The sequence below is a fragment of the Kitasatospora sp. HUAS MG31 genome, from assembly GCF_040571325.1.
GTDB classification, from domain to species: domain Bacteria; phylum Actinomycetota; class Actinomycetes; order Streptomycetales; family Streptomycetaceae; genus Kitasatospora; species Kitasatospora camelliae.
The window spans coordinates 2,458,859-2,482,229 of the sequence record NZ_CP159872.1 but is presented as its reverse complement, the minus strand read 5'-3'; the positions used below and the strand labels follow the sequence as shown (position 1 = coordinate 2,482,229).

Annotated in this window: 24 protein-coding genes, 1 tRNA gene and 1 pseudogene; 12 read left to right on the top strand and 14 right to left on the bottom strand. The window is 72.6% G+C overall.

The features are described 5' to 3' along the window. On the top strand, window positions 1–840 hold the full coding sequence (locus ABWK59_RS11195) for an HAD family hydrolase (RefSeq protein ID WP_354640117.1): 840 nt from the start codon (window positions 1–3) through the stop codon (window positions 838–840). 126 nt (window positions 841–966) lie between these two features. Here ABWK59_RS11195 and ABWK59_RS11190 read toward each other — a convergent pair whose 3' ends face one another. From ABWK59_RS11190 to ABWK59_RS11180, 3 genes are all read right to left on the bottom strand, one after another. After that, window positions 967–1,188: an FmdB family zinc ribbon protein gene (locus ABWK59_RS11190; RefSeq protein WP_354640115.1), complete on the bottom strand. Its 222-nt coding sequence runs from the start codon at window positions 1,186–1,188 to the stop codon at window positions 967–969. A 106-nt stretch (window positions 1,189–1,294) separates the two neighbouring features. Then, window positions 1,295–1,825 (bottom strand): DUF4442 domain-containing protein, encoded by a 531-nt coding sequence (locus ABWK59_RS11185; RefSeq protein WP_354640113.1) that lies wholly within the window; start codon window positions 1,823–1,825, stop codon window positions 1,295–1,297. Between the two features lie 91 nt (window positions 1,826–1,916). Continuing rightward, window positions 1,917–3,212, bottom strand: a complete 1,296-nt coding sequence (locus ABWK59_RS11180) for a hypothetical protein (RefSeq protein WP_354640111.1) — start codon at window positions 3,210–3,212, stop codon at window positions 1,917–1,919. 126 nt (window positions 3,213–3,338) lie between these two features. Between ABWK59_RS11180 and ABWK59_RS11175 the strand changes: the two genes are divergently transcribed. Further along, window positions 3,339–3,410: transfer RNA gene (locus ABWK59_RS11175), tRNA-Val, on the top strand. 285 nt (window positions 3,411–3,695) lie between these two features. Here the strand turns inward: ABWK59_RS11175 and ABWK59_RS11170 are convergent. The 3 genes from ABWK59_RS11170 to ABWK59_RS11160 all read right to left on the bottom strand — a co-directional run bounded on the left by ABWK59_RS11170 (window position 3,696) and on the right by ABWK59_RS11160 (window position 6,632). Beyond that, window positions 3,696–5,102 (bottom strand): hypothetical protein, encoded by a 1,407-nt coding sequence (locus ABWK59_RS11170; RefSeq protein WP_354640109.1) that lies wholly within the window; start codon window positions 5,100–5,102, stop codon window positions 3,696–3,698. Window positions 5,103–5,378: 276 nt separating this feature from the next. After that, the gene (locus ABWK59_RS11165) at window positions 5,379–5,753 is read right to left on the bottom strand and encodes a hypothetical protein (RefSeq protein ID WP_354640107.1); all 375 of its coding nucleotides are present in this window, start codon (window positions 5,751–5,753) and stop codon (window positions 5,379–5,381) included. 132 nt (window positions 5,754–5,885) lie between these two features. After that, window positions 5,886–6,632, bottom strand: coding sequence for a PP2C family protein-serine/threonine phosphatase (locus ABWK59_RS11160; RefSeq protein WP_354640105.1), 747 nt, complete (start codon window positions 6,630–6,632; stop codon window positions 5,886–5,888). A 274-nt stretch (window positions 6,633–6,906) separates the two neighbouring features. Here ABWK59_RS11160 and gcl point away from each other — a divergent pair, with 274 nt between their 5' ends. Then, window positions 6,907–8,694 (top strand): glyoxylate carboligase, encoded by a 1,788-nt coding sequence (gcl, locus tag ABWK59_RS11155; RefSeq protein WP_354640103.1) that lies wholly within the window; start codon window positions 6,907–6,909, stop codon window positions 8,692–8,694. Between the two features lie 169 nt (window positions 8,695–8,863). Here the strand turns inward: gcl and ABWK59_RS11150 are convergent, their stop codons facing one another. After that, on the bottom strand, window positions 8,864–10,042 hold the full coding sequence (locus ABWK59_RS11150) for an alginate lyase family protein (RefSeq protein WP_354640101.1): 1,179 nt from the start codon (window positions 10,040–10,042) through the stop codon (window positions 8,864–8,866). Between the two features lie 119 nt (window positions 10,043–10,161). Between ABWK59_RS11150 and ABWK59_RS11145 the strand changes: the two are divergent. Then, window positions 10,162–10,686 (top strand): annotated as a pseudogene (locus ABWK59_RS11145) (lectin); the annotation flags it as partial. A 78-nt stretch (window positions 10,687–10,764) separates the two neighbouring features. Here ABWK59_RS11145 and ABWK59_RS11140 read toward each other — a convergent pair. After that, window positions 10,765–11,025, bottom strand: coding sequence for a DUF4190 domain-containing protein (locus ABWK59_RS11140; RefSeq protein ID WP_354640099.1), 261 nt, complete (start codon window positions 11,023–11,025; stop codon window positions 10,765–10,767). Between the two features lie 115 nt (window positions 11,026–11,140). Next, window positions 11,141–11,293 carry a hypothetical protein gene (locus ABWK59_RS11135; protein ID WP_354640098.1) on the bottom strand — a complete coding sequence of 51 codons (153 nt, stop codon included), beginning with the start codon at window positions 11,291–11,293 and terminating at the stop codon, window positions 11,141–11,143. 92 nt (window positions 11,294–11,385) lie between these two features. Between ABWK59_RS11135 and ABWK59_RS11130 the strand changes: the two genes are divergently transcribed. From ABWK59_RS11130 to ABWK59_RS11105, 6 genes are all read left to right on the top strand, one after another. After that, on the top strand, window positions 11,386–12,024 hold the full coding sequence (locus ABWK59_RS11130) for a TetR family transcriptional regulator (RefSeq protein WP_354640096.1): 639 nt from the start codon (window positions 11,386–11,388) through the stop codon (window positions 12,022–12,024). A gap of 101 nt (window positions 12,025–12,125) precedes the next feature. Continuing rightward, window positions 12,126–12,983 (top strand): S1 family peptidase, encoded by an 858-nt coding sequence (locus tag ABWK59_RS11125; RefSeq protein ID WP_354640095.1) that lies wholly within the window; start codon window positions 12,126–12,128, stop codon window positions 12,981–12,983. A gap of 171 nt (window positions 12,984–13,154) precedes the next feature. Then, on the top strand, window positions 13,155–13,769 hold the full coding sequence (locus ABWK59_RS11120) for a TetR/AcrR family transcriptional regulator (protein ID WP_354640093.1): 615 nt from the start codon (window positions 13,155–13,157) through the stop codon (window positions 13,767–13,769). Then, on the top strand, window positions 13,753–15,378 hold the full coding sequence (locus tag ABWK59_RS11115; protein ID WP_354640092.1) for an isovaleryl-CoA dehydrogenase: 1,626 nt from the start codon (window positions 13,753–13,755) through the stop codon (window positions 15,376–15,378). Before ABWK59_RS11120 ends, ABWK59_RS11115 begins: the two co-directional genes overlap by 17 nt. Continuing rightward, on the top strand, window positions 15,375–16,286 hold the full coding sequence (locus ABWK59_RS11110; protein ID WP_354640090.1) for an amidohydrolase family protein: 912 nt from the start codon (window positions 15,375–15,377) through the stop codon (window positions 16,284–16,286). Before ABWK59_RS11115 ends, ABWK59_RS11110 begins: the two co-directional genes overlap by 4 nt. Before the next feature lie 119 nt (window positions 16,287–16,405). Then, complete coding sequence (locus ABWK59_RS11105) at window positions 16,406–16,627, top strand: DUF2277 domain-containing protein (protein WP_354640089.1); 222 nt, start codon at window positions 16,406–16,408, stop codon at window positions 16,625–16,627. Between the two features lie 83 nt (window positions 16,628–16,710). Here ABWK59_RS11105 and ABWK59_RS11100 read toward each other — a convergent pair whose 3' ends face one another. Next, window positions 16,711–18,165, bottom strand: coding sequence for an MFS transporter (locus ABWK59_RS11100; protein ID WP_354640087.1), 1,455 nt, complete (start codon window positions 18,163–18,165; stop codon window positions 16,711–16,713). Between the two features lie 150 nt (window positions 18,166–18,315). On the opposite strand from ABWK59_RS11100, the gene ABWK59_RS11095 reads away from it, so the two are divergent. Then, window positions 18,316–19,020: a TetR/AcrR family transcriptional regulator C-terminal domain-containing protein gene (locus ABWK59_RS11095; RefSeq protein ID WP_354640086.1), complete on the top strand. Its 705-nt coding sequence runs from the start codon at window positions 18,316–18,318 to the stop codon at window positions 19,018–19,020. An 88-nt stretch (window positions 19,021–19,108) separates the two neighbouring features. Here ABWK59_RS11095 and ABWK59_RS11090 read toward each other — a convergent pair whose 3' ends face one another. The 4 genes from ABWK59_RS11090 to ABWK59_RS11075 form a co-directional block, all read right to left on the bottom strand. Beyond that, window positions 19,109–19,603 (bottom strand): hypothetical protein, encoded by a 495-nt coding sequence (locus ABWK59_RS11090; protein ID WP_354640084.1) that lies wholly within the window; start codon window positions 19,601–19,603, stop codon window positions 19,109–19,111. Between the two features lie 173 nt (window positions 19,604–19,776). Continuing rightward, window positions 19,777–20,505 (bottom strand): 4'-phosphopantetheinyl transferase family protein, encoded by a 729-nt coding sequence (locus tag ABWK59_RS11085; RefSeq protein WP_354640082.1) that lies wholly within the window; start codon window positions 20,503–20,505, stop codon window positions 19,777–19,779. 201 nt (window positions 20,506–20,706) lie between these two features. Next, a complete protein-coding gene (gene kynU, locus ABWK59_RS11080; RefSeq protein ID WP_354640080.1) occupies window positions 20,707–21,948 on the bottom strand; it encodes a kynureninase in 1,242 nt (413 codons plus the stop codon). Continuing rightward, the gene (locus ABWK59_RS11075; protein WP_354640078.1) at window positions 21,945–22,772 is read right to left on the bottom strand and encodes a tryptophan 2,3-dioxygenase; all 828 of its coding nucleotides are present in this window, start codon (window positions 22,770–22,772) and stop codon (window positions 21,945–21,947) included. The genes kynU and ABWK59_RS11075 overlap by 4 nt, the downstream gene beginning before the upstream one ends. 157 nt (window positions 22,773–22,929) lie before the next feature. Between ABWK59_RS11075 and ABWK59_RS11070 the strand changes: the two genes are divergently transcribed. Further along, window positions 22,930–23,364, top strand: coding sequence for an Lrp/AsnC family transcriptional regulator (locus ABWK59_RS11070; protein ID WP_354640076.1), 435 nt, complete (start codon window positions 22,930–22,932; stop codon window positions 23,362–23,364). Window positions 23,365–23,371: the final 7 nt, after the last annotated feature.

Here is a 23,371-nt window from a genome sequence, read left to right as displayed (position 1 = left end):
GTGACCCAGTTCCTGGTCGCGAGCGACCTCGACCGCACGCTGATCTACTCCAACCGGGCGCTCGCCCTGGACATGCCCGACCGGCTCGCCCCCCGGCTGCTCGCGGTCGAGGTGCACGACGGCCGCGCCCTGTCCTTCATGACCGAGCAGTCCGCCGCCATGCTGGTGGAACTCGCCGGCGCCGCCACCCTGGTGCCCGCCACCACCCGCACCCGCGCCCAGTACGAGCGGGTCAACCTCCCCGGCCCGACGCCCGGTTGGATCCCCTCGTACGCGATCTGCGCCAACGGCGGGCACATCCTGGTCGACGGCGTCCCGGACCGCGACTGGCAGACCGAGATCCGAGACCGGCTGGCGGCCTCCTGCGCCCCGCTCCGCGAGGTCGTCGAGCACCTGGCCATCAGCGCCGACCCGGAGTGGACCCACAAGCGCAAGACCGCCGAGGATCTGTTCGCCTACCTGGTCGTCGAGCGTGCCGAGCTGCCGGAGGGCTGGATCGAGGAGCTCACCGGCTGGTGCGAGGAGCGCGGCTGGACGGTCTCCCTCCAGGGCCGCAAGGTGTACGCGGTGCCGGCGCCGCTCACCAAGAGCGCCGCGCTGGCCGAGGTCGAGCGCCGCACCGGCGCGGCCACCGTGCTCACCGCCGGCGACTCGCTGCTCGACGCGGAACTGCTGCTCGCCGCCGACCATGGATGGCGCCCCGGCCACGGCGAACTCGCCGAGACCGGGTGGACGGCGCCCGCGGTCACCGCGCTGAACCACATCGGGGTGGCGGCGGGGGAGGAGATCGTGCGGCAGATGCTGGAGCGGGTCCGGGCCGGGGCGCCGGTCACGGTCTGAGCGGTCACGGTCCGAGCGGTCACGGTCCGGGCGGTCACGGACTGGGCCGGGTGCCGCTCGGGCGGGTCGGTGGGTGTGGGCGGGTCGGTGGGTGTGGTGAGCCGGCCGCTGCGGGGCCTGACGGGGTCAGCCGCAGCAGCCGCCACCGCAGCAGCCCCCGCCGCCCCCGGCGGACGGCCGCGGGGCGGCGGCAGCACCCGCACTGCCCGTGACGGCCACCGTGGAGAGCAGCTTCACCGTGTCGGGGTGGCCGTCCGGGCAGACCGCCGGGTCGTTGGCCTGGGCCATGGTGCGGCGGAGCTCGAAGGTGGCGCCGCAGGAGCGGCAGCGGAAGTCGTAGCGAGGCATGACCGCAGGGTACCGACCCGTGCGGCCGTCCGGCAGGGGCGGGGGCGTTCGCGGAGTTTCGCCGTGGACGCCGGTGGTTCCCGTGAGCTTCGGGTGGTTCCCGGGATCAGGCGGGCTGGGGCTCGGTCCGCTCACTCCGCCCGGTCTGCTCGGCGGATTCCCGGCCCGCGTCGTCGCGGCGCTTGGGCCGGACGTAGATCCGCTTGCGGACCCGGGCGACGGTCTTCCCGTCCGCCCCGACCACCTCGGTGTCGAACCAGACCAGCGCCTTCTCACCGCCGGCCGTCAGCTCGCGGATCTCGGCCAGCCGGTCCTCGGTGAGGACGAACTCGGCGAAGATGTCGCCGCGGCCCGGGGAGACGAACTCGATCTCGGCGGCGGAGTCCCAGACCACGTACTCGGACCCGAGGTTCTGCATCACCAGCAGCATCCAGAACGGGTCCGTCATCGCGAAGATCGAGCCGCCGAAGTGGGTGCCGACCCAGTTGCGGTTGAGCCGGCCCAGACGCAGCCGGACCTTCGCCGAGCGGTAGTCCTCGCCGACCTCCAGCACGCGGATACCGGCGAAGAGGAACGGCGGCCAGAGGTTGATCCCGCGGCGGAACACGGCGGGGGAGATCGCGCGCTTTCGTGCCATGCCGCGACTCTAGCAGTAAGTTACTCGCCAGTAATAGGGCTCCTGATGCCCGGTGGGGCCGGTGGGACGGGCCTGGTGTGTGCGGGGACGCTCACTCCCCGCCCCGGATCATCGACACCACCTGGGCCGCCGTCTCCCGTACCGCCGCCAGCTCGGTCAGGAAGTGCCAGTAGTCCGGGTGCCGGCCGGCCGCCTCCAACGAGGCCACCGCCCGGTCCAGCCGGCCCACCGCCGCGTCCAGCGGACCCGCGTGCCGGGGGTCCGGCGTCTGCCGGCCGCTCATCGCCAGCCGCTGGGCGTCCCGCAGCGCGAACCGGGCCCGCTCGACCTCCCGGTGCGGATCGTGCTCCACCTCGTTCAGCTGCCGCAGCCGGTCGTGCACCGCCGTGACCGACCCGTCCGCGGTGTCCAGCAGCGCCCGGACCGTCCCGATCGCGGCCGTCGCGTCCGCCCAGCGCTGCCCGTCCCGGGCGGTGACCGCCTCGGCCAGCTTGCCCCGGGCCGTCCGGACCGCCTCCGCCGTCTGCGCCGGCACCTGCTGCAGGTCCTGCCAGCACACCAGGCTGAACCGGCGGCGCAACTCGCTCAGCACCGGATCCAGCGTCCCGGACCGGTTCTCCAGCGCGTCGATCCTGGTCCGCAGGCTGCCCACCCGACGGTCGATCTCGGCCGCCCGCTCCGGCAGCCGCTCCGCCTCCTCGCGCAGGGTGTGCGCCCGCCGCGACACCTCCTCGGCACGCTGCAGCGTCCCCGGGACGCCGTGCTGCGCCACCCCCTGGTTCAGCCGGGTCAGCTCCGGGGCCAGCTCCGCCAGCCGGGCCGCCAGATCGTCCGCCTTCAGACCGCTCGACCGGGCGGCCTCCAGCGCCGTGGTCGCCCCCAGCAGGGCCCGCTTCGCCTGCTCCACCGCCGGGGTCACCCGGATCAGCTGCGCCTCGGCGTGGTCCAGCACCGGCTGCATCCGCTGCGCGAACGCCGCCAACTCGCCACGCCGGGCGTCCAGATCGCGCTTGGCCTGCTCCAGCTTCTGCTTCGCCTGCCAGCCTCGGCCCGGATCCAGCTCGGCCGCGTCCAGGTCCTCGGCGTCCAGCGCCGCGAGGTAGTCCAGCGTGGTCCGGTCGACCGCGGCGACCAGCTGCTCGAAGTCGGCCGCGACCCGGCGCGCCGCCTCCGCGTCACCCGCCGAGCGGACCGTCTCCACGGCCAGCCGGGCGTCCCGCTGCGCGGTGTCCAGCTCGTAGAACGCCTCCTGCGCGGCGTCCCGGGCAGCCCTTGCCTCGGCCCGCACACTGTCCGTCCGGCGCCACCAGCCACCCAGCCCGCCGCCACCGCCGGCCACCCTCACCCCGTACTCCCTGCTCCACTCGTACACCAGACCCGGCCCCATTCTTCCGGATCACCTGCCCACCGCATCACCCCTCACACCACCCCGTCCCGGACGGGGCTCCGCGCCGGGGCGCGGACCAGGTAGTCTTGCCTCGCGTCGTGCGGCCGGACCGGCCCGCAACGGCTCGGGTGCATAGCTCAGCGGTAGAGCGCCGCCCTTACAAGGCGGATGTCGGCGGTTCGAAACCGTCTGCACCCACCCTCACGAGCAGGTCTGATACAGGCAAAGGCCCAGGTCAACGGAGCAATCCGGGACCTGGGCCTCACTCGTCTCTACGGCCTGTCCACAGCCCGGAATGGCTTCCTTGCGGCTGACTGCGCAAGATCGTCTCCTGAAATCCACCTAAACGATCAAGGTGGTGTTGCGGTTCAGGCCGTGCCGGGGAGATGGGGGGCGGCTCCGCCGAGGTGCTCGGGGCGCGGGGCTGGCCGGGTGGGAGGGGTGCGGGCCGCGGCCCGCACCCCTCCGGAGCGGCGGATCAGGTCAGTTGACGGTGAAGTAGTAGGAGGCCGGGGCCGTCTGGGCGCCGTCCTTGGTGGTGCCGTAGACCTCCAGGGCGTACCAGCCGCTGTCGGTGGGGGTCCAGGTGATCTGGGCCTCGCCGCGGGGGCCGGCCTTCACCGTGGTGCCCTCGCCCCAGTTGATGGAGTAGGTGTAGCTGACGGCGCCCTTGATCTTCGGGGTGAAGGTGAAGGTGCCGGGGACGCCGGCGCCGCCGCCCGAGCCGTTTTCGGGGTAGACGTCCGAGGTCACGGTCGGGGAGCTGTCGGTGCCATCGGTCCTCCACCACTGCTGCTGGCTCACCCAGCCGTTCGCGCTGGTGGAGGTGACGAGCAGCACGTCGCCGTACGGGTCGTCCAGGGTGAGGTCGAGCTCGGCGATTCCGCTCGTGGAGGCCTTGACGGTGGTCTCCGACTGGCTCTGTCCGAGGTGCCGGACGGTGTAGCTGACGACGGGGCTCACCGCCTGGAGGCCCGGGTCGGGGGTGAGCTTGAAGATCGCCTGCTTGCCGTACTGCGGCGAGTTGGAGACCTTGGTGACCGTCGGCGCGTCCGGCTTGATCCGGATGAAGTAGGTCGTGGGCTGGGACCTGTTGAACGCCCGGTCCAGGCTGGCCACCTGCAGGACCAGGAACCCGCTGGTGTGCGGGGGCATCAGGTTCACCGTGGCCGAGCCGCCGAGGGAGTCCGCCCGGGCGAAGAAGTTCGGGCTGGTCTCGTACGGGTCGTGGTACTCCGGGATGCCGTGCTCGCCGATCGACGCGCCCCCGGCGACCGGGAACGTGCCGAACCAGGTGAACGTGTAGCCGGCGACGTCGCTCACACCGTTGGCGCCGAACGTGAGCTTGATCGGGGTGCCGCCCTGGTTCTGCTGCCCCTCCGGGTAGTTCGGCGAGCTGACGGTCGGCGCCGCGTTCGGGAAGGTGTCGTCGGTGGCCACGTAGCACGGCGCCGACCAGTCGGAGGCGGCGCCGCCGTCCGCGTTCACGGTCCGCGCCTGCCAGGCGTAGGTCTCGCCGTCGAGCAGCGGGGCGTTGTAGCCGCCGAGGGTGGCCGTCGCCTCGTTGCCCAGCGAGGAGTACGTCCGCTCGGCGGTGATGACCTGCGAGGGGTCGGAGACCGGCCAGGCGCGGAACTGCTCGGTGACCCACCGGACTTCGGGATCGGTGTGGCCCGGAATGCCCTCCACGGTGAGACCGGTGCGGCCCGCGACGTACACGGGCTTGGCCTGGTCGGTGGAGCACGCCTGGTACTCGTTGTACAGGTCGGTCGGCGTCGTCGGCGTGCCGCCGGTGGCGTGCGCGGGCGCGGTGACGGCGAGCAGCGCGAGGCCGGCCGCGGCGACGGAGGCGAAGGCCGCACGGGTGCGTGCGGCCGTGGTTCTGTTCACGTGGTGCCTCTCCTTGGCGTCCCCGTCTGCGGCGTTCCGGTCGAACGCCGCCCGGCGGGCGCGGGGAATGTTAGTGCACACCTACGAACAGCTGCACGGGTTATCCGCGGAGGCCGTGATGAGGGGTCACGCCACGGGCGTTGTGGGGCCGTAGGGGGTCGGAGCCGGTGGTGGACGGCTCGGCCGGCCCGTGGGCCGGGAGGGCTCGGGTGGGCGAACGCGGTCAGGTCCGGTGGGAGCCGAATCGGCGTCGGCGAGACGTCGGTTGACGTGACGTCAGGTGCGGAGAGCCGTCGAGAGGGTGCAGGTGAAGGTACCCGGGGGTTCGGCGGGGCCGGCGATGCGGACGGTCTGGGACTGGCCGGCGGGGAGACCCTGGAGGTTCATGACGCCGGAGGAGGCGAGGGTGCCGTCCGGGCGGCGGAAGGCGACGGCGAGGGTGTAGCCGGCGGGGGTCGTGGTGGGGTTGGTGACCAGGACGTCGGCGTTGGCGCCGGGGCCGCAGCGGGCGATGACCGCGTCGCCGAGTCTGGAGGGGCTCAGGTCCGTCGCGGCCCAGGAGGTGCGTGCGGGGGACGGCTCCTCGAACGCCCGGCAGCCGGCCGCGAGCGGCAGGGCGAGGGCGAGCAGGACGACGGCGCGGGCGCGCACGGCACCTCCCGGAGTTGTGGTCGGGAGGTGAAGGTATCGCTTCCGGGTCCTGATCGGTGACGGTTCGTCAGGTTTGACCGATCGGTGCGCAGTGCGTGAGCACGGACGTTCGGGTGTGCCCGGGATCCCCGCTCAGAGCTCCTCGCCGACCGTGACCAGGGCGAGGGTGATGTTGTCCGGGCCGCCGGCGTCGATGGCGGCCTTCCAGAGTTCGAACGCGGCCCGCCCGGCCAGGTGCCGGTCGAGGAGGGTGCCGATCTCCTCCTCCGGGACGGGGTCGGTGAGGCCGTCGCTGCAGACCAGGTAGCGGGCGCCGACGGTGAGCGGATGGCTGCTGACGTGCGGCTCGACCGTCCGCGGGGCGAGGGTGCCGCCGAGGGTCTGGGTGACGATGTTGGTGGTGCGCTGTCCGGGCGGCGGGGGAGGGCTGTCGTCCACGCTGAGCCGCCGAACCCCGCCCCCGGCGGCTTCCAGTACCCGGCTGTCGCCCACGTTGAAGACCAGGGCCGCCTCAGCGGTCAGCACGATCCCGGCGAGGGTGGTGCCCATGCCGGTGAGGTCCTCCTCGGCGAGGGCGGCCCGGTAGACGTCCTCGTTGCAGGCGGAGACCGCCTCGCGGACGGCGGGCTCGCCGTCGAGGGTGGTGCCGGTGAGGGCGAGCCGGCGGACCACCAGCGCGCTGGCCACCTCGCCGGCCGGGTGCCCGCCGAGTCCGTCGGCCACGGCGACCACGCAGGGCGTGCCGAGCGGGAACAGCAGGGTCTGCGGGTTCTCGGTGACGGTGGCGCAGAGCGTCCAGGGGCCGATGACGAGGCTGTCCTCGTTGTGGTCGCGGAGCAGGCCCGGGTGGCTGAGCGCGCTCACGGCGATGTACGGCATCGGCTCTCACCCCATCACCCCTGGGTGTCCCGTCCATTGTCCCGTCGGTGGCGGCGTGTCGCCCCTTCCAGCGGTCTCACCTGCGGATTCGTCCGTCGGCCAGCCCCTTCGGGTTGTCGCCTCATCCCGTTCGGAGGCCCGCATTCCTGCAACGTTCTGTTGAAACCGCCCTTGACCGGGCTTCCCGCCTCGGCTTAGTTTGCTTTCGCATACCAAAACTATTGTTCCGCATCGTGGAATCAATAGCCGAGCCGGACCCCGCAGGAGTTGCCCGATGCCTCGTATGACAGCCGCCCGTGCGGCAGTTGAGATCCTCAAGCGCGAAGGCGTCGAGGTCGCGTTCGGCGTGCCGGGCGCAGCGATCAACCCCTTCTACAAGGCGCTGAAGGAGGGCGGTGGCATCAGCCACACGCTCGCCCGCCACGTCGAGGGTGCCTCGCACATGGCCGAGGGGTACACCCGCGCCGGTGCCGGCAACATCGGCGTCTGCATCGGCACCTCCGGTCCGGCCGGCACCGACATGATCACCGGCCTGTACTCGGCGATCGCCGACTCGATCCCGATCCTGTGCATCACCGGTCAGGCGCCGGTCTCCAAGCTGCACAAGGAGGACTTCCAGGCCGTCGACATCGCCTCGATCGCCAAGCCGGTCACCAAGAAGGCCACCACCGTGCTGGAGGCCGCCCAGGTCCCGGGCGTCTTCCAGGAGGCCTTCCACCTGATGCGCTCCGGCCGTCCCGGCCCGGTCCTGATCGACCTGCCGATCGACGTCCAGCAGACCGAGATCGAGTTCGACCCGGAGACCTACGAGCCGCTGCCGGTCTACAAGCCAGCCGCGACCCGGGCCCAGGTGGAGAAGGCGATCGGCTTCCTGCTGGAGGCGGAGCGTCCGCTGATCGTCGCCGGCGGCGGCATCATCAATGCCGACGCGGCCGACCTGCTGGTCGAGTTCGCCGAGCTCACCGGCGTCCCGGTCATCTCCACCCTGATGGGCTGGGGCGTCATCCCGGACGACCACGAGCTGGCCGCCGGCATGGTCGGCGTCCAGACCGCGCACCGCTACGGCAACGCCACCTTCCTGGAGTCGGACTTCGTCCTCGGCATCGGCAACCGCTGGGCCAACCGCCACACCGGCTACAACCTGGAGGCCTACACCCGGGGCCGGAAGTTCGTCCACGTCGACATCGAGCCGACCCAGATCGGCAAGATCTTCGCCCCGGACTACGGCATCGTCTCCGACGCCCGGGCCGCGCTGGAGCTCTTCGTCGCGGTGGCCAAGGAGCTCAAGGCCGAGGGCCGGCTGCCGGACTTCACCGGCTGGGCCGCCTCCGCCCAGGACCGCAAGGCCACCCTGCAGCGCCGTACCCACTTCGACAACATCCCGATCAAGCCGCAGCGCGTCTACGAGGAGATGAACCGGGCGTTCGGCCCGGAGACCCGCTACGTCACCACGATCGGCCTCTCGCAGATCGCCGCCGCGCAGTTCCTCCACGTCTACAAGGCGCGCCACTGGATCAACTGCGGCCAGGCCGGCCCGCTCGGCTGGACCATCCCGGCCGCGATCGGTGCCGCCACCGCCGATCCCGAGACCCCGATCGTCGCGCTCTCCGGCGACTACGACTTCCAGTTCATGATCGAGGAGCTGGCGGTCGCCGCCCAGCACAAGGTCCCCTACATCCACGTCCTGGTGAACAACGCCTACCTGGGCCTGATCCGCCAGGCCCAGATCGGGCTGGACATCAACTTCCAGGTCAACCTGGAGTTCGAGAACATCAACACCCCGGAGATCGGCGTCTACGGCGTCGACCACGTCAAGGTCGCCGAGGGCCTGGGGGTCAAGGCCATCCGGGTCACCGACCCGAACGAGCTGGGTGCCGCCTTCGAGGAGGCCAAGAAGCTCGCCGCCGAGCACCGCGTCCCGGTCGTCGTCGAGGCCATCCTGGAGCGGGTCACCAACATCGCGATGAGCAAGACGGTGGACATGAGCAACGTCACCGAGTTCGAGGAGCTGGCGACCGAGCCGGGCCACGCCCCGACCGCCGTCAAGGCCCTCAAGGTCTGACCCACCTCCATGGTGCGGCGAGCGCCGCTGAGGCCACCCCCTTCCGCGGTGCGGCGAGCGCCGCGGAGGCAACCCCCTCGGCACCGCCGAGGGCCCGCCGGAGAAGCCGTCCGCCCCGGACCGACATCGTGTCGGTCCGGGGCGGAGGTGTCTCCCGGCCCGCCGGGGGTCAGGCCGGGTTGTCCGCGTGGGTGAGCGTCTCCCAGGCGGTGAACAGGTTGTCGGTGCCGGCCGGGCGCTGCTGCTCGGTCAGCTTCCGGGTGTTCTCCATGCCGTAACCGAGGCGGTTGTGCAGGGCGTTGTAGCCGACCTCGGTGACCGGGCCGAGGTCCCGCTCCAGGGCGCCGCCGCAGAGGTTCGCCGGGACGGGTTCGCCCAGCTGGTACCTGCTGTGAAGGCCGAGCGCGTGGCGCAGCCGGTCGGCGACCTCCGGGTAGAGGTCCTGGCCCTGGATCCGGCTGGTCTCGGCGACGTGGGCGATGGCGGAGAGTCCGTAGCCGGTGTGGGTCAGGTCGCGGCAGGTCTCCTGGCTGAGGCCGTCGACGAAGGTGGTCTGCCCTTGCCAGTACCGGACGATCTCGTCCCGGGTGTCCAGCCCGCTGCCGGGGGCGGTCCTCGGGAGCGGGCCGTCGGTGGCCAGGTAGACGTAGGCGGGGACCCGCCCGCGGAACGTGGCGACCGCCTTGTCGTACACCGACCGGTCGTTCAGGAAGACGGCGATGCCGATGGTGGCCTCGGTCATGCTCAGCTCCCAGTTGCCGTTGCTCCGGGAGCCGTTGACCACCTTCGGCAGGTAGACGTTGCGCAGCATGGCGCCGAAGCGGTCGACCTTGTCGGCGGGCCAGTTGCCGTAGCCGTACCGGATGATCTCGGCGGCGCGCGGCCAGGTGGAGGCCGACCAGGCGCTCTGCAGCGGGGCGTTGCTGTTGGTGTGGTCCTTCAGGGTGCCCGACCAGGCGTCCATGATCTGGATCGCCTTGGTCGCGTAGCGGCTGTCCCGGGTGATGGACCACTCCAGGGCGAGCGTGTACGCGGCCAGCGCGTCCTCGCGCTCGTCGGTGCAGCCGTAGTTGGGGTTGGAGTAGGAGCCGCACTCGACGACCGCGCGGGGCTTGGGAGTTCGGCTCAGCGAGGCGTACTTGCTGGCGTGCATCCGGTCGTAGGCGGCCTTCCAGGGCTGGGCGCCGGCCTGGACCTTGCCGCGGACGAAGTCGAGCTGGCCGCGGCTGACCAGCACGCCCGGGTGGGTGAAGGAGGGCGGCGCGGCCTCGGCGGGCGCGGCGGTGGGGGCGAGGGCGACGAGCGGTAACAGCGCGGCCGCCACGGCGAGTTGACGGATCCTGGTCATGGCCGGAGAGTCAACCGGCTGCCGGCGGCCGCGTCAAGGGGTTGAACAGGAAACCTTACTGACTATTCGCCATGTGGCAAATCGAAGGCTCGGCCCACACAGGGGCTGGATCAACGTTGGCGCTGATCGCGTACAACGCCTCGGGCGCGGCCCAGACCGTCCGGGTGGCCTGGGGCGGCCAGAACGTCTCGTACACCCTGCCGGCCCGCACCTCGGCCACCTTCACCTGGGCCGGGTCGCAGAGCGGCGGCGGCGCCACCGGCCGGATCACCGGCCTCGCCGGCAAGTGCCTGGACGTGGCGGGCGCCGACAGCGCCAACGGCACCGCCGTCCAGCTCTACGACTGCAACGGCACGGCCGCCCAGCAGTGGACGGTCGGCGCGGACGGCACGATCCGGGCGCTCGGCAAGTGCCTGGACGTGACCGGCGGCGGCACGGCGGACGGCACCAAGGTGCAGCTCTACGACTGCAACGGGACCGGCGCCCAGCGGTGGAGCTACGTACCGGGCAGCCGCGACATCGTCAACCCGGCGGCGGGCAGGTGCCTGGACGTCACCGACCGCAGCTCCGCCAACGGCGCCCGGATCCAGATCTGGACCTGCACCGGCGGCGACAACCAGAAGTGGACCGCGCCCACCGGTTGAGTGGTGGGCGGTCACCCTGTGGCGCGGCGCCGACCGGCGGCCGACCCCGGCCCGGCCGCGGGTCAGCTGGCGGTCGGCTCAGCCGCCCAGCTGCCAGAGGGTGCCGTGGCTGGTGGCGACCGCACCGGCCAGGACGGCCAGGTCCGCCGCGCCGAGGGCGAGCCCGAGCAGCGCCCGGCCCCGGCGGCCGGTGCCGCGAACCAGGGCCAGGCCGCCGAGCGCGAGGGCCAGCGGGCCGAGTACGAGGTTGAAGACCAGCAGGCCGATCAGGCCGAGGACGAAGGAGGCGACGGCCATCTGGTCGGCCTCGCCGGTGCGTTGGCGCTGGGAGAGGTTCACGGAGGGCTCCTTGCCGGTGGGTCCGGCGTCCGGTGGTGCGGGGTCCGGGGTGTCGGTGGTGCGCGGCGTCCGGGGTATCCGGGGCGTGCGGTGTCCGGCGTGTGCCGTGGGCGGGTCAGATCCGGCGGGCGCGGGTGAGGTGCTCGCGGGCGCCGAAGGCGAGCAGCCAGCCGCCGATCGCGGCCGCCGCGGCGAGGAAGACCGGCAGGGAGGTGTGGATGGCGGCCCCCGCGAGGAGTCCCATCAGGGCGATGACGACGAGGAACATGACGAGCCCTCCGACAAGTCGGCTAACAACTGTTCGCTGACTTCACCAGTCTACGCTGGCCAAAGTCGGCAAACGGTTGTTTACTGAATGATGTGAGTCACACCCCCGGGGTCCGCCAGGTCCAGAAGCAGCAGAGCCGCCGCGCCCTCCTCGACGCCGGGCTGCGGCTGCTGGAGGACCGCAACCTCAGCTCCCTCGGGGTCCGCGAGGTGACCCGCGAGGCGGGGATGTCGCCGGCCGGGTTCTACCGGCACTTCACCGACCTCTCCGCGCTGGCGGTGGTGCTGGTGGAGGAGTCGCTGGCCAGCCTGCACGCGATGATCCGGGCGGCGTTCGCCGGCGGTGGCGACGGCGGGGCCGACGACGACCCGGAGCCGGTGATCGACCGGGCGGTGGCGGTGGTCGCCGAGCACGTCCGGGACCACCGGGCGCACGCCCGGTTCCTGGCCCGCGAGCGGCACGGCGGGGTGCGGGCGGTGCGCGAGGCGATCGGCGCGGAGCTGCACCGGTTCGTGGACGAGGTGGCCGCCGCGCTCGCCGCCCAGCCGCTCTCGGCCGGGTGGCCTGCCGCGGACGTGCGGATGCTCGCCGAGCTGTACGTGGACCGGATGGTGTCCACGGCCGCCGAGCTGCTGGAGGCCGACGCCGAGTCGGAGGCCCGGATCACCGCCACCGTGCGGACCCAGCTCCGGCTGATCAGTGTCGGTCGCCGGCACTGGCGCGAGGGCTGAACTCCCTTTCTGTGGAGGTTTTCTGACAGTTCCCTCTGAGTCTTGACAGCATGTCATGAGCGCGCCAGCTTTGGGATACCCCCACACCGAGAGGCACTCTCATGAAGAAGCCGCTCATCGGCGCGCTGTCCGCACTCCTGCTCGCCGGGGCCGGTGGCCTCGCGGGCGCCGCACCCGCCGCCGCCCGGACCGCCGAGCCCGCACCGCCGAAGGCCGCCGCCCCGGTCGCCGTGGACTTCGCCGGCACCGTGGCGCTGAGCAACTGCTCCGGATCCCTGGTCCGGCTCCCCGGCTCCGCCGCCGGCGACCCGGCCCTGATCCTCTCCAACGGCCACTGCCTGGAGACCGGCATGCCCGGACCCGGCCAGGTGGTCACCAACCGTTCGTCCAACCGCAGCTTCACGCTGCTGAGTTCGAGCGGCGGCCGGCTCGGGACGGTCCGCGCGAGCAAGATCGCGTACGGGACCATGACCGACACCGACGTGTCGATCTACCAGCTCACCTCCACCTATGCCGACATCCAGTCCCGCTACGGGATCAGCCCGCTGACCATCGCCGACACCCACCCGGTGGCCGGCTCGGCGATCAAGGTGGTCTCCGGTTACTGGAAGCGGATCTACTCCTGCAACGTGGACGGCTTCGTCTACCGGCTCAAGGAGGGCTCCTGGACCTTCAAGGACTCGGTCCGGTACACCTCCAGCTGCAACACCATCGGCGGGACCTCCGGCTCGCCGGTCGTGGACGTCGCCACCGGCAAGGTGGTCGCGGTGAACAACACCGGCAACGAGGACGGCGAGTCCTGCACCGTGAACAACCCCTGCGAGGTCGACCAGAGCGGCAAGGTGACGGTCCGCAAGGGCATCAACTACGCCCAGGAGACCTACCTGATCCCCGCCTGCTTCGCCCCGGGCAACAAGCTGGACCTGAACCGGGCCGGCTGCGTCCTGCCCAAGCCGTAGGGTCCGCCACGACCGGCGCCACCCGCGCCACCCGCGCCACCGGGGCCGTCCGCCGAGCGGGCGGCCCCTTCGCCTGCCTCCTTCCGTCCGCGCCTGCCCCCCAGCTCACCCGCCGGCCCGCCCGCCCGCGCCCCCTGTTCGAAGCAGTGAATCGGTGCTTCAATTCTTCCCGTGGCATACCGACGCACCCCCGCCGTCCAGGCCCGCCTGGACGCCCAGCGCGAGGCGGTCCTGCAGGCCGCCGTGGTGCTGCTGGCCGAGCGCGGGTACGGCGGCTGCTCGATGGCGGCCGTGGCCGAACGCGCAGGGATCGCCACCGGCTCCATGTACCGGCACTTCTCCGGCAAGTCCGAGCTCGCGGTCGAGCTGTTCCGCACCGTGGTCGGCCGTGAGGTCGCCGCGGTGACCGAGGCCGCCCGGCGCGAGTCCACCCCGCAGCGGCGGCTCGCCGCGGCCGTCGAGACCTTCGCCGCCCGCGCGCTCAGGGCGCCGCGGCTCGCCTACGCCCTGCTCGCCGAACCCGCCGACCCGGTGGTGGACGCCGAACGGCTGGTCTTCCGCCGGGCCTTCCGCGACCTGTTCGCCGAGCAGATCGCCGACGCCGTCGCGGCCGGCGAGATCCCGCCGCAGAACGCCGAACTGACCGGCGCCGCCCTGGTCGGCGCCGTCGGGGAGGCCCTGGTCGGCCCGCTGGCCGCCGGCGGCCGCCACCCCGACGAGGTCATCCCCGCCCTGGTCTCCTTCACCCTTCGCGCCCTCGGAGGCAGCCATGACAGCGACGCATGAGGTCACCAACCAGGTGCCCGACCCCTACGGCCACGACGTCGCCGCCGACCCGGCCCTGCTGGCCGTCCTGCACCGGGCCGGCGCCGGCTGGGCCGAGCCCGAGCTGCACGAACTCGGCCGCCTCGCCGGCTCCGAGCAGGCCGCCGAGTGGGGCCGGCTGGCCAACGAGAACCCGCCCGTGCTGCGTACCCACGACCGCTACGGCCACCGGATCGACGAGGTCGAGTTCCACCCGTACTGGCACGAGCTGATGCGCACCGCCGTCGGCCACGGCCTGCACGCCGCCCCCTGGCGCGACGACCGCCCCGGCGCCCACACCGCGCGGGCCGCCAAGTTCTACGTCTGGGGCCAGGTCGAGGCCGGGCACACCTGCCCGATCTCGATGACCTACGCCGCCGTCCCCGCGCTGCGCGCCACCCCCTCCCTCGCCGAGCGGTACGAACCCCTGCTCGCCGCACGGGAGTACGACTTCGGGCTGCGTGAGCCGCTCGGCAAGCGCGGGCTGATCGCCGGCATGTCGATGACCGAGAAGCAGGGCGGCTCCGACGTCCGCGCCAACACCACCCGGGCCCTCCCGCAGCCCGACGGCACCTACCGGCTGACCGGCCACAAGTGGTTCACCTCGGCCCCGATGTCGGACGTGTTCCTCACCCTGGCCCAGGCGCCCGGAGGTCTCAGCTGCTTCCTGCTGCCGCGCGTCCTGCCCGACGGCACCCGCAACCGGCTGCACCTCCAGCGGCTCAAGGACAAGCTCGGCAACAAGTCCAACGCCTCCTCCGAGATCGAGTACGACGAGGCGGTCGGCTGGCTGGTCGGCGAGGAGGGCCGCGGGGTGCGGACCATCATCGAGATGGTCAACATGACCCGGCTCGACTGCACCGTCGGCGCCGCCTCCGCCATGCGGTACGGCACCTTCCGCGCCCACCACCACGCCACCCACCGGCGGGCGTTCGGCGCGGCGCTGGTCGACCAGCCGCTGATGCGCAACGTGCTCGCCGATCTCGCCGTCGAGTCCGAGGCCGCCACCACGGTGGCCATGCGCCTGGCCGAGGCCACCGACCGCGCCCTGGCCGGCGACGAACACGAAGTGCTGGTACGGCGGTTGGGCCTCGCCGTCGCCAAGTACTGGGTCTGCAAGCGCGGTCCGGGCCACGCCGCCGAGGCCATGGAGTGCCTGGGCGGCAACGGCTACGTCGAGGAGTCCGGCATGCCCCGGCTCTACCGGGAGGCCCCGCTGGTCTCCATCTGGGAGGGCTCCGGCAACGTCGCCGCCCTGGACGCGCTGCGCGCCATGGCCCGGCAGCCCGCCACCGTGGAGGCGCTGCTCACCGAGGTCGACGCCGCCGCGGGTGCCGACCGCCGGCTGGACGCCGCCGTCGCCGACCTGCGCAAGCAGCTCGGCGACCCGGCCGAGATCGAGTACCGCACCCGCCGGCTGGTCGAGTCGCTGGCCCTCGTCCTCCAGGGCTCGCTGCTGGTCCGCCACGGCGACCCGGCGGTGGCCGACGCCTTCTGCGCCTCCCGGCTGGGCGGCGACCGCGGCGGCGCGTACGGCACCCTGCCCACCGGCGTGGACACCGAGGCGATCCTGGCCCGGGTGCGGGCGTGAGGGCGGCTGACCCGGGCCCGGCCCGGGGCGGCGAGGCGGCGGAGGTCCGGGCGTTCTGGCGCGGGTTGGGGCTGCCCGGGCTGGTGGATGTGCACACCCACTTCATGCCCGAGCGGGTGCTCGACAAGGTGTGGGCCTACTTCGACGCGGTGGGCCCGCTCACCGGCCGCCCCTGGCCGATCGCCTACCGCGAGGCGGAGGAGCAACGGGTCGCCAGGCTCCGGGAGTTCGGCGTGCTGGCGTTCACCGCCATGCTCTACCCGCACAAGCCGGACATGGCCGTCTGGCTCAACTCCTGGGCCGCCGACTTCGCCGCCCGCACCCCCGACTGCCTGCACACCGCCACCTTCTACCCCGAGCCCGGCGCCGCCGCCTACACCGAGGCCGCGATCGACCGCGGCGCCCGGGTGTTCAAGGCCCACCTCCAGGTCGGCGCGTACGACCCGCGGGACGCCCACCTCGACCGGGTCTGGGGCCTGCTGGCCGAGACCGGCACCCCCGTGGTCACCCACTGCGGATCCGGCCCGGCCCCCGGCAAGCACACCGGCCCCGGACCGATCGGCGAGGTGCTGGCCCGCCATCCCCGGCTCCGGCTGATCGTCGCCCACCTCGGCCTGCCCGAGTACCGGGACTTCCTGGACCTGGCCGAGCGGTACCCCGGGGTGCGGCTGGACACCACCATGGTGTTCACCGGGTTCACCGAGGCCACCAACCCCTTCCCCAGGGCCGAGCTGCCCCGGCTGCTCGCCCTCGGCGACCGCGTGCTGCTCGGCTCCGACTTCCCCAACATCCCGTACCCCTACCTGGAGGCCCTGCGGTCGCTGGAACGGCTGGAGCTGGGGGAGGACTGGCTGCGCGCGGTCTGCCACGACAACGCGGCCCGGCTGTTCGGCCTCGCGGCCCGCTGACGGCCACGGCCCGCTGACGGCTACGGTGCGGGCGGCCGCCGGGGCGGGTGGTCGAACGCGCCGGGGCCGGGTTGCCCGTTCCCGGCCGGCCGGGGCGGCGGCGAGGGCAGACTGGAGGCATGTGCCGAAGCATCAAGACCCTCCGCCCCCCGATGACGCCCGAGGTCACCCCCGAGGACATCCACGCGGCCGCTCTCCAGTACGTCCGCAAGATCTCCGGCTTCCGCGCCCCCGCCGCCCACAACCGGGAGGTCTTCGACCGCGCCGTGGCCGCGGTCGCGGAGGCCACCGCCGAACTCCTCGCCGACCTGGAGATCCGCGGCGCCCACTCGGCGGCCTGAGCCTGAGCCCGAGCCCGAGTCGCACGGGGCATCGCCCGGGGTGACCGTCGCGGTGACCCCTCGCGTGCAGGGGGCCACCGCGGTCAGGCGGTCAGCTCCGGCTCCGGGACGGCCGGGGTGTCGGCGTCACTCGCCGCCTCGGCGTGCGTGCGGGCGTGCCGGGGGAGCAGGAAGACCGCGGCGAAGACGACCACCAGCATGGCGATCTCGACACCCAGCGTGAACTGCTCGGCCTTGACGAAGTCGGTGGTCTTGATCCGCTCGAAGAAGACCGTGCCGAGGATCGCGGTGCCGAGGGCGGCGCCGAGCTGCTGGACCGAGGTGAGGGTGCCGGAGGCGGAACCGGTCTCGTGCGGCTCGACCGAGGCGAGCACGGTGTCGAAGAACGGCGCCATCACCAGACCCATGCCGAAGCCGGCCACCGTGAGGGCGGGGATCAGCTGCCAGGGGGTGACCCCGGTACCGGCGAGCTGGAGGGTGAGGATCAGACCGCCGACGCCCAGCACCATGACGACCAGACCCGCGTGCATCACCGTGCGGCCGAACCGCTGCAGGGCCTGCGAGGAGACGAAGGCGACGACCATGCCCAGCGAGGAGGGGATACCGGTCAGACCGGCCTTGAACGGCGAGTAGTGCAGGCCGAGCTGGGTGTAGAGGCTGAAGGTCAGCCAGAAGCCGGTCATCGCCGAGAAGAAGACCAGGCCGAGGACCATGCCGCCGCTGAAGCCGCGCTTGGCGAACAGGCTGGGCTCGACCAGCGGGTCACCGCCGGTGCGGCTGCGCCGGCGCTCGTACCAGCCGAACACCGCGAACACGGCGACGGAGAGCCCGATCAGGACGAACGCCCACGCGGGCCAGTCGTGCTCGCGGCCCTGGACCAGCGGGTAGACCATGAGCGCCGAGGCGGCCGCGGCGAGCAGCGCGCCGAGCAGGTCGAGGCGTACGGCGCGGGCGTTCTTCCACTCGGGGAGGAAGGCGATGCCGCCGCCGATGGCGAACAGGCCGAGCGGGATGTTGATCAGGAAGATCATCCGCCAGCCGGTGCCCCACAGGTCGGCGTCGACCAGCCAGCCGGCGAGGATCGGGCCGCCGACCGTGGACAGGCCCATGACCGGGCCGAACATGCCGAACGCGGTGGCCTGCTCCTTCTCGGAGAAGATCTCCTTCATGATGCCCAGGCCCTGCGGCAGCATCACCGCGCCGAGGAGGCCCTGGAACGCGCGGGCCGCGACCAGCTGGGCCGGTTCCTGGGCGAGGCCGCAGGCGATCGAGCCGAGGGTGAAGCCGACCGCACCGATCAGGTAGACCCGGCGCCGGCCGAAGATGTCGCCGAGCCGGCCGCCGGTGATCAGGCCGATGGCCATGGCGAGGGTGTAGGCCGCGCCCAGCCACTGGATGGTCGACTCGCCGCCCCCGATGTCGGCGCGGATGGCGGGTGCGGCGATGTTGGTGACGAGCGAGTCGAGGAGGTCCATGACCTCGGCGGCGAGGATCACGAAGAGCGCGACCCATCGCCATCTGTACGGGGTGTCGGGCACCGGTTCTCCAGGTGGCTTCGAACAGCGTTATTTTCGACGAACACTGTTCTACGGGGCCGTCGAGATTCTGTCAAACGGTGTTCGTCGAGGGGAACACTGTTCGCTGCGAGTACGATGTTCGACGACCGATGCTCAGAAAGCAGGTGGCCCATGTCCTCGGCGATGCCCGAGATCCCCTGGCACAAGGCGCGCAGGCCCGAACCCCGGCAGCCGCTGAGCCGGGACGCCATCGTCGCGGCCGGGATCCGGATCCTGGACGCCGAGGGCCTCGCCGGCGTCACCATGCGCCGGGTCGCCCAGGAGCTCGGCACCGGCCCCGCCTCGCTGTACGCGCACGTCTCCAACAAGGACGAGCTGTGCGAGCTGATGCTCGAACGGATCACCGGCGAGATCGATCTGCCCGACCGGCCCGACCCGGCCCGCTGGAAGGACCAGGTCAAGGAGATCTGCCTGGAGGCGCAGCGGGTCTACTCCGCCCACCGCGACATCACGCTGATCTCCCTCGGGTCCATCCCGCTCGGACCCAACCAGCTGCGCGTCACCGAGTTCATGCTCGACCTGCTGCTCCAGGCCGGCATCCCCCCGCAGGTCGCCGCCTGGGCCCTCGACACGCTGGGCCAGCTGATCGACACCGACGCCTACGAGGGCTCGCTCTACACGGCGAAGGCGGCCTCCGGCACCGACATCGACGCCTACTTCGCCAGCATCGAGGACTACCTCTCCCGGCTGCCGCGCGACCGGTTCCCGCGCCTGGTGGAGCATGCCGGGACCATGGTCGAGGGCGACGGCGACCAGCGCTTCCTGTTCAAGATCGACACCCTGCTGCGCGGTCTGGAGACCCACATCGAGGCGTGACCGCCCGCGGGCGGGCGGCTCCGGGGGTGCGGGTGATGTGCACGGGCGCCCCGGAAGAGCCCGCCTCCGCGGGTCAGGCGCCTGCGGGTCAGGCGCCGGTGGTGGAGCCCGGGCGGATGACCATCAGAACCGTGACGACGGCCCACAGCAGGTTGAAGACGCCCGCCGTCATGGGGAGGATCCGCAGGGCGCTGGTGGCGCGCAGGCGGTCCTCGGTCGCGTCCTCGCCGCGGGCCTCGGTGTCCAGGGTGTCCACGGTCCGCTGCTGGCCGGGTACCACGAAGATCAGCAGGAAGACGGCCGCGACGGCGGTCAGCACCATCGAGGCGATCAGCCACGCGTCGCCCATCACGCCCATCACCTGCGCGGTGCCGATGCCCAGCACGGGCACCGCCAGCCCGAGCAGGGCGTAGACCTGGGTGATCCGGTGCAGCAGCCGGACGGAGGCGACCGCGGTGGCCTGGTCGGGGCCCTCGGCGAGCGCCACCCGGGCCCGGGCCGGGAACATGCTGACGGCGACCGCCACCGGGCCGATCGACAGCACGGCGACCAGGACGTGCAGGCTCAGCAGGAGCTTGGCCATGGTTTCGCGAACCTCCGTACGACATGGCCAGCACCCCTGGCCCGGAGCACGCTAACACCCGCTTACGCCCGGTCCGGCCCCCGGCCCCGGCCCTCCCCGAGCACCTCCCCGGGGCCGCCACGAATGCCGCCGCGAAGGCCGCCGCCGGCCCGTCCGGGGGAGGGGGGCCGAGGTCAGGGCAGGTCGGTGAACGGGGTGGCGGAGACCCCGAGGAGGACGGGGATCGGGCCGGCCGCGGCCACCAGGACCCCGCGGCGCGGGTCGTGGAACTCGGTGAAGTGGAGGTCGTCGGTCCGGTAGTGGGCGAGGGAGCCCGGCTCCTGGTCCAGCGGGAGGGCGGAGAGGTCGGCCGTGGCCAGCGAGTCCAGTTCGAGGAGGCCGAGCTTGATCATGGCCTCCTTGCGGACCCACTGCCGCAGGAACGCCGTCTCCGGATCCGGGTGGGCGGACACCAGCTTCTCCTCGGCGGGGGCCAGCACCCGGGCCAGGACCGCCGGGTCCGCCTGCCGGGAGCCGAGCTGTTCGACGTCCACGGCGACCGGGGTGAAGCCGGCCGCGGCGGCGACCACGCCGGTGGTGTGCGAGAGGCTCAGCGAGACCTCCGGCCGTCCGGCCACCCCCGGCCGTCCGTGCCCGGGGATCGAGCAGTCCGCGCAGTGCTGGACGAACTCCACCTCGGCGGGAGGGATTTCCAGCAGCCGGGCCGCACAGCGCCGCACCAGCAGGTGGGCCGCGACGAAGTCGTTCCGGTCGCGGTCGCGGCGGAACCGCGCCGCCCGGGCCTGTTCCAACGGGTTCAGCACCCCCGGGTCGGCCGCCGGATCGGCGAGCACCTCCTCGGTGGACGCCACCACGCCGAACGGCCGCCGTACCCCCGGGTATCCGGGACCGACACTGATCATCCCGCCATTATGGGGCAATCGCGGACGAAGAACAGGGGGGACCGGTGGCGACTTGGAGAAGCCTCGGGGTCGGTGAGCCGCACACTGGTGGCGGGTGAGGGAGCCCGGGTGCGCCACCGGGCGACCACGGAGGGCGCGCGGGGAGGTGCCCCCGCGCGCCCCGATGGCTGCCCGTTGCGTCGGACGGACCCGTCGGCGCCGTCAGGTCACCGCGCCGCGGCGGGTGAAGCGCTCCTCGCGCCACTCGCCCGTCTCCAGGACCTCCGCGAGGTGGCGGGCGGAGTCCCAGACGTCCGTGTAGGACAGGTACAGCGGGGTGAAGCCGAAGCGGATCAGGTCGGGGGCCCGGAAGTCGCCGATCACACCGCGTTCGATCAGTGCCTGCACCACGGCGTAGCCGTCCGGGTGCCGCAGCGCCACCTGGCTGCCCCGCAGCGTCTGCTGACGCGGCGTCACGACCGGCAGCCCGAGCGGCTCGACGAGGTCCATGAACAGGTCGGTGAGGGCCAGACTCTTGGTCCGGACGGCCTGCAGGTCGACCTTCTCCCAGACGTCCAGGCTGGCGTCCAGCGCGGCCATGCCGAGCAGCGGGGGCGTACCGGTGAGGAACCGGCCGACGCCGTCGACGGGTTCGTAGCCGGGCTCGAAGGCGAACGGGCGGGCGTGGCCGAACCAGCCGCTGAGCGGCTGCCGGGCGTCGGCCTGGTGGCGTTCGGCGACGTAGAGGAAGGCGGGGGCACCGGGGCCGCCGTTGAGGTACTTGTACCCGCAGCCCACCGCGAAGTCGACCTGGCAGCGGTCGAACTCGACCGGCAGCGCGCCCGCCGTGTGGCAGACGTCCCAGATCATCAACGCCCCGGCGCGGTGCACCCGTTCGGTGACGGCGGCCATGTCGAGCAGCTCGCCGGTGCGGTAGTCGACGTGGGAGAGGACGACCGCGGCGACGTCCTCGCCGAGGTGGTCGTCGAGGTCGGCGGCGGAGGGCAGCAGCACGCTGCGGGCGCCGTCGAAGACGCCGGTGACGCCCTCGGTGATGTAGAGGTCGGTGGGGAAGGCGGCGTTCTCGGCGAGCACGGTCCGGCGGCCGGGGCGCAGCCGCAGGGCGGCGCTGAGCACCTTGAACAGGTTGACCGAGGTGGAGTCGCAGACCACCACCTGGCCCGGGGCGGCGCCCAGCATCGGGGAGAGCCGGGCGCCGAGCCGGCGGGGCATCCCGTACCAGCCGGCGTCGTTCCAGCTGCGGATGAGGCCGTGGCCCCACTCCTGCTCGACCATCTCGCGGACCCGCTCGGGGGCGCGGCGGGGCAGCGCGCCGAGCGAGTTGCCGTCGAGGTAGAGCACTCCCTCGGGCAGCAGGAACTCCTCGCGCAGGCCCGCCAGCGGGTCGGCGGCGTCCAGCGCGGCGCACTCCTCGCGCGTGGGGACCGGGCGCAGGTCGCTCACAGTTCGTTCCTCACTGCCCACAGCTCGGGGAAGACGTCCTGGTCGGCGGCCTGCTTCAGCCAGGTCAGGCCGCTGGAGCCGCCGGTGCCGGGCTTGGCGCCCATGGTCCGCTTCACCGCGGCGTAGTGCCGCTGGCGCCAGCGGGTGACCCGCTCGGCGGTGTCCAGCAGGGCCTCGCCGAGCCGCGCCAGGTCCGCCCGCTCGGGGTCGGTGTAGACGGCGCGCCAGGCCTGCTCCACGGCGGGGTCGCTCTGGTGGCGGGTGGCGGAAGGCTCGTGTGGGGCGGCGATGCCGTGCCGGTCCAGCAGGGCGAGGGCGTCGTCGTACAGGCTGGGCGCGGCGAGCGCGGTGGCCAGGTCGGCCTGCGCGGCCGGGTCCTCCTGGTACATCCGCAGCATCTTCTCGCTCTTGTTGCCGAGCATGAACTCCAGCCGCAGGAACTCCGCGGACTGGAAGCCGGAGGCCTCGCCGAGCACCTCGCGGAAGGCGTTGAACTCGGCCGGGGTCATGGTGGCCAGCAGGTCCCAGGAGCTCACCAGCACGTCCTGGACGTGGGTGCCGCGCCGCAGTGCCGCCAGCGCGCCGGTCAGGTCGTCCTCGCGCAGCGCCTGCTGGGCGGCGGTCCACTCGTGCCGCAGCAGGTCGAAGAGCAGCTCCATGACCTGGGTGGCGACGATGAACGAGTACTCCGCCGGCACCTTGCTGCGGGGCTGCTGCAGGCTGTGCAGGATGTCGAGGTGGACGTACCGGGCGTACGGGGTGCCGGTGCCCGGCTCCTCCTCGGGGCGGAAGGTCAGGTTCGGCCGGACGGCGTCCCCATTCATACGGTTCCTCCTGGGTTCGCCTGCTTCCTCGCAGGGCGTCACCATTGTGCGGCGGTCGTCCGTGCTCTTGAATGGGCGACGGACACCGGATCGGCACGAGCGCTTTGCGTTCACACGGTCTCGGTGCCGAATGACCTTGCGAACGGAAAGGCCCCCGATGGACGCGGTCGACCGCCTCCTGCTGGCCGAGCTGCAGGCCGACGCCCGGCTCTCGTACAACGAGCTCTCCCGCCGGGTGAACCTCTCGGCGCCCGCCGTCGCCGAACGGGTCCGCCGGCTGGAGGCGGACGGGGTGATCACCGGCTACCACGCCCACGTGGACCCGGCCCGGGCCGGCACCGCGGTGACCGCCCTGGTCAGCATCCAGTGCTACGGCCCGCGCTGCGTGCTCAAGGACCCGGACGTGCCCACCTGGCCGGAGGTGTTCCAGCTCCACCGGGTCACCGGCGGCGCCTGCTGCACACTGCTGGTCGGGGTGCCGAACATGGTCGCCTTCGAGCAGCTGATCGACCGGCTGGGCGCGTACGGGCAGCCGTCCAGCTCGATGATCCTCTCCAGCCCGGTGCCGTGGCGGGCGGTGGTCGCCCGCTGACCGCCTG

Excerpts from the sequence above, each read along its gene's own strand:
- ABWK59_RS11190 (WP_354640115.1), bottom strand. The coding sequence starts at position 1,188 with ATGCCTCGCTACGACTTCCGCTGCCGCTCCTGCGGCGCCACCTTCGAG.
- ABWK59_RS11185 (WP_354640113.1), bottom strand. The coding sequence starts at position 1,825 with ATGGCACGAAAGCGCGCGATCTCCCCCGCCGTGTTCCGCCGCGGGATC.
- ABWK59_RS11180 (WP_354640111.1), bottom strand. The coding sequence starts at position 3,212 with ATGGGGCCGGGTCTGGTGTACGAGTGGAGCAGGGAGTACGGGGTGAGG.
- ABWK59_RS11160 (WP_354640105.1), bottom strand. The coding sequence starts at position 6,632 with ATGCCGTACATCGCCGTGAGCGCGCTCAGCCACCCGGGCCTGCTCCGC.
- gcl (WP_354640103.1), top strand. The coding sequence starts at position 6,907 with ATGCCTCGTATGACAGCCGCCCGTGCGGCAGTTGAGATCCTCAAGCGC.
- ABWK59_RS11150 (WP_354640101.1), bottom strand. The coding sequence starts at position 10,042 with ATGACCAGGATCCGTCAACTCGCCGTGGCGGCCGCGCTGTTACCGCTC.
- ABWK59_RS11135 (WP_354640098.1), bottom strand. The coding sequence starts at position 11,293 with ATGTTCCTCGTCGTCATCGCCCTGATGGGACTCCTCGCGGGGGCCGCC.
- ABWK59_RS11125 (WP_354640095.1), top strand. The coding sequence starts at position 12,126 with ATGAAGAAGCCGCTCATCGGCGCGCTGTCCGCACTCCTGCTCGCCGGG.
- ABWK59_RS11115 (WP_354640092.1), top strand. The coding sequence starts at position 13,753 with ATGACAGCGACGCATGAGGTCACCAACCAGGTGCCCGACCCCTACGGC.
- ABWK59_RS11105 (WP_354640089.1), top strand. The coding sequence starts at position 16,406 with ATGTGCCGAAGCATCAAGACCCTCCGCCCCCCGATGACGCCCGAGGTC.
- ABWK59_RS11095 (WP_354640086.1), top strand. The coding sequence starts at position 18,316 with ATGTCCTCGGCGATGCCCGAGATCCCCTGGCACAAGGCGCGCAGGCCC.
- ABWK59_RS11090 (WP_354640084.1), bottom strand. The coding sequence starts at position 19,603 with ATGGCCAAGCTCCTGCTGAGCCTGCACGTCCTGGTCGCCGTGCTGTCG.
- ABWK59_RS11085 (WP_354640082.1), bottom strand. The coding sequence starts at position 20,505 with ATGATCAGTGTCGGTCCCGGATACCCGGGGGTACGGCGGCCGTTCGGC.
- ABWK59_RS11075 (WP_354640078.1), bottom strand. The coding sequence starts at position 22,772 with ATGAATGGGGACGCCGTCCGGCCGAACCTGACCTTCCGCCCCGAGGAG.
- ABWK59_RS11070 (WP_354640076.1), top strand. The coding sequence starts at position 22,930 with ATGGACGCGGTCGACCGCCTCCTGCTGGCCGAGCTGCAGGCCGACGCC.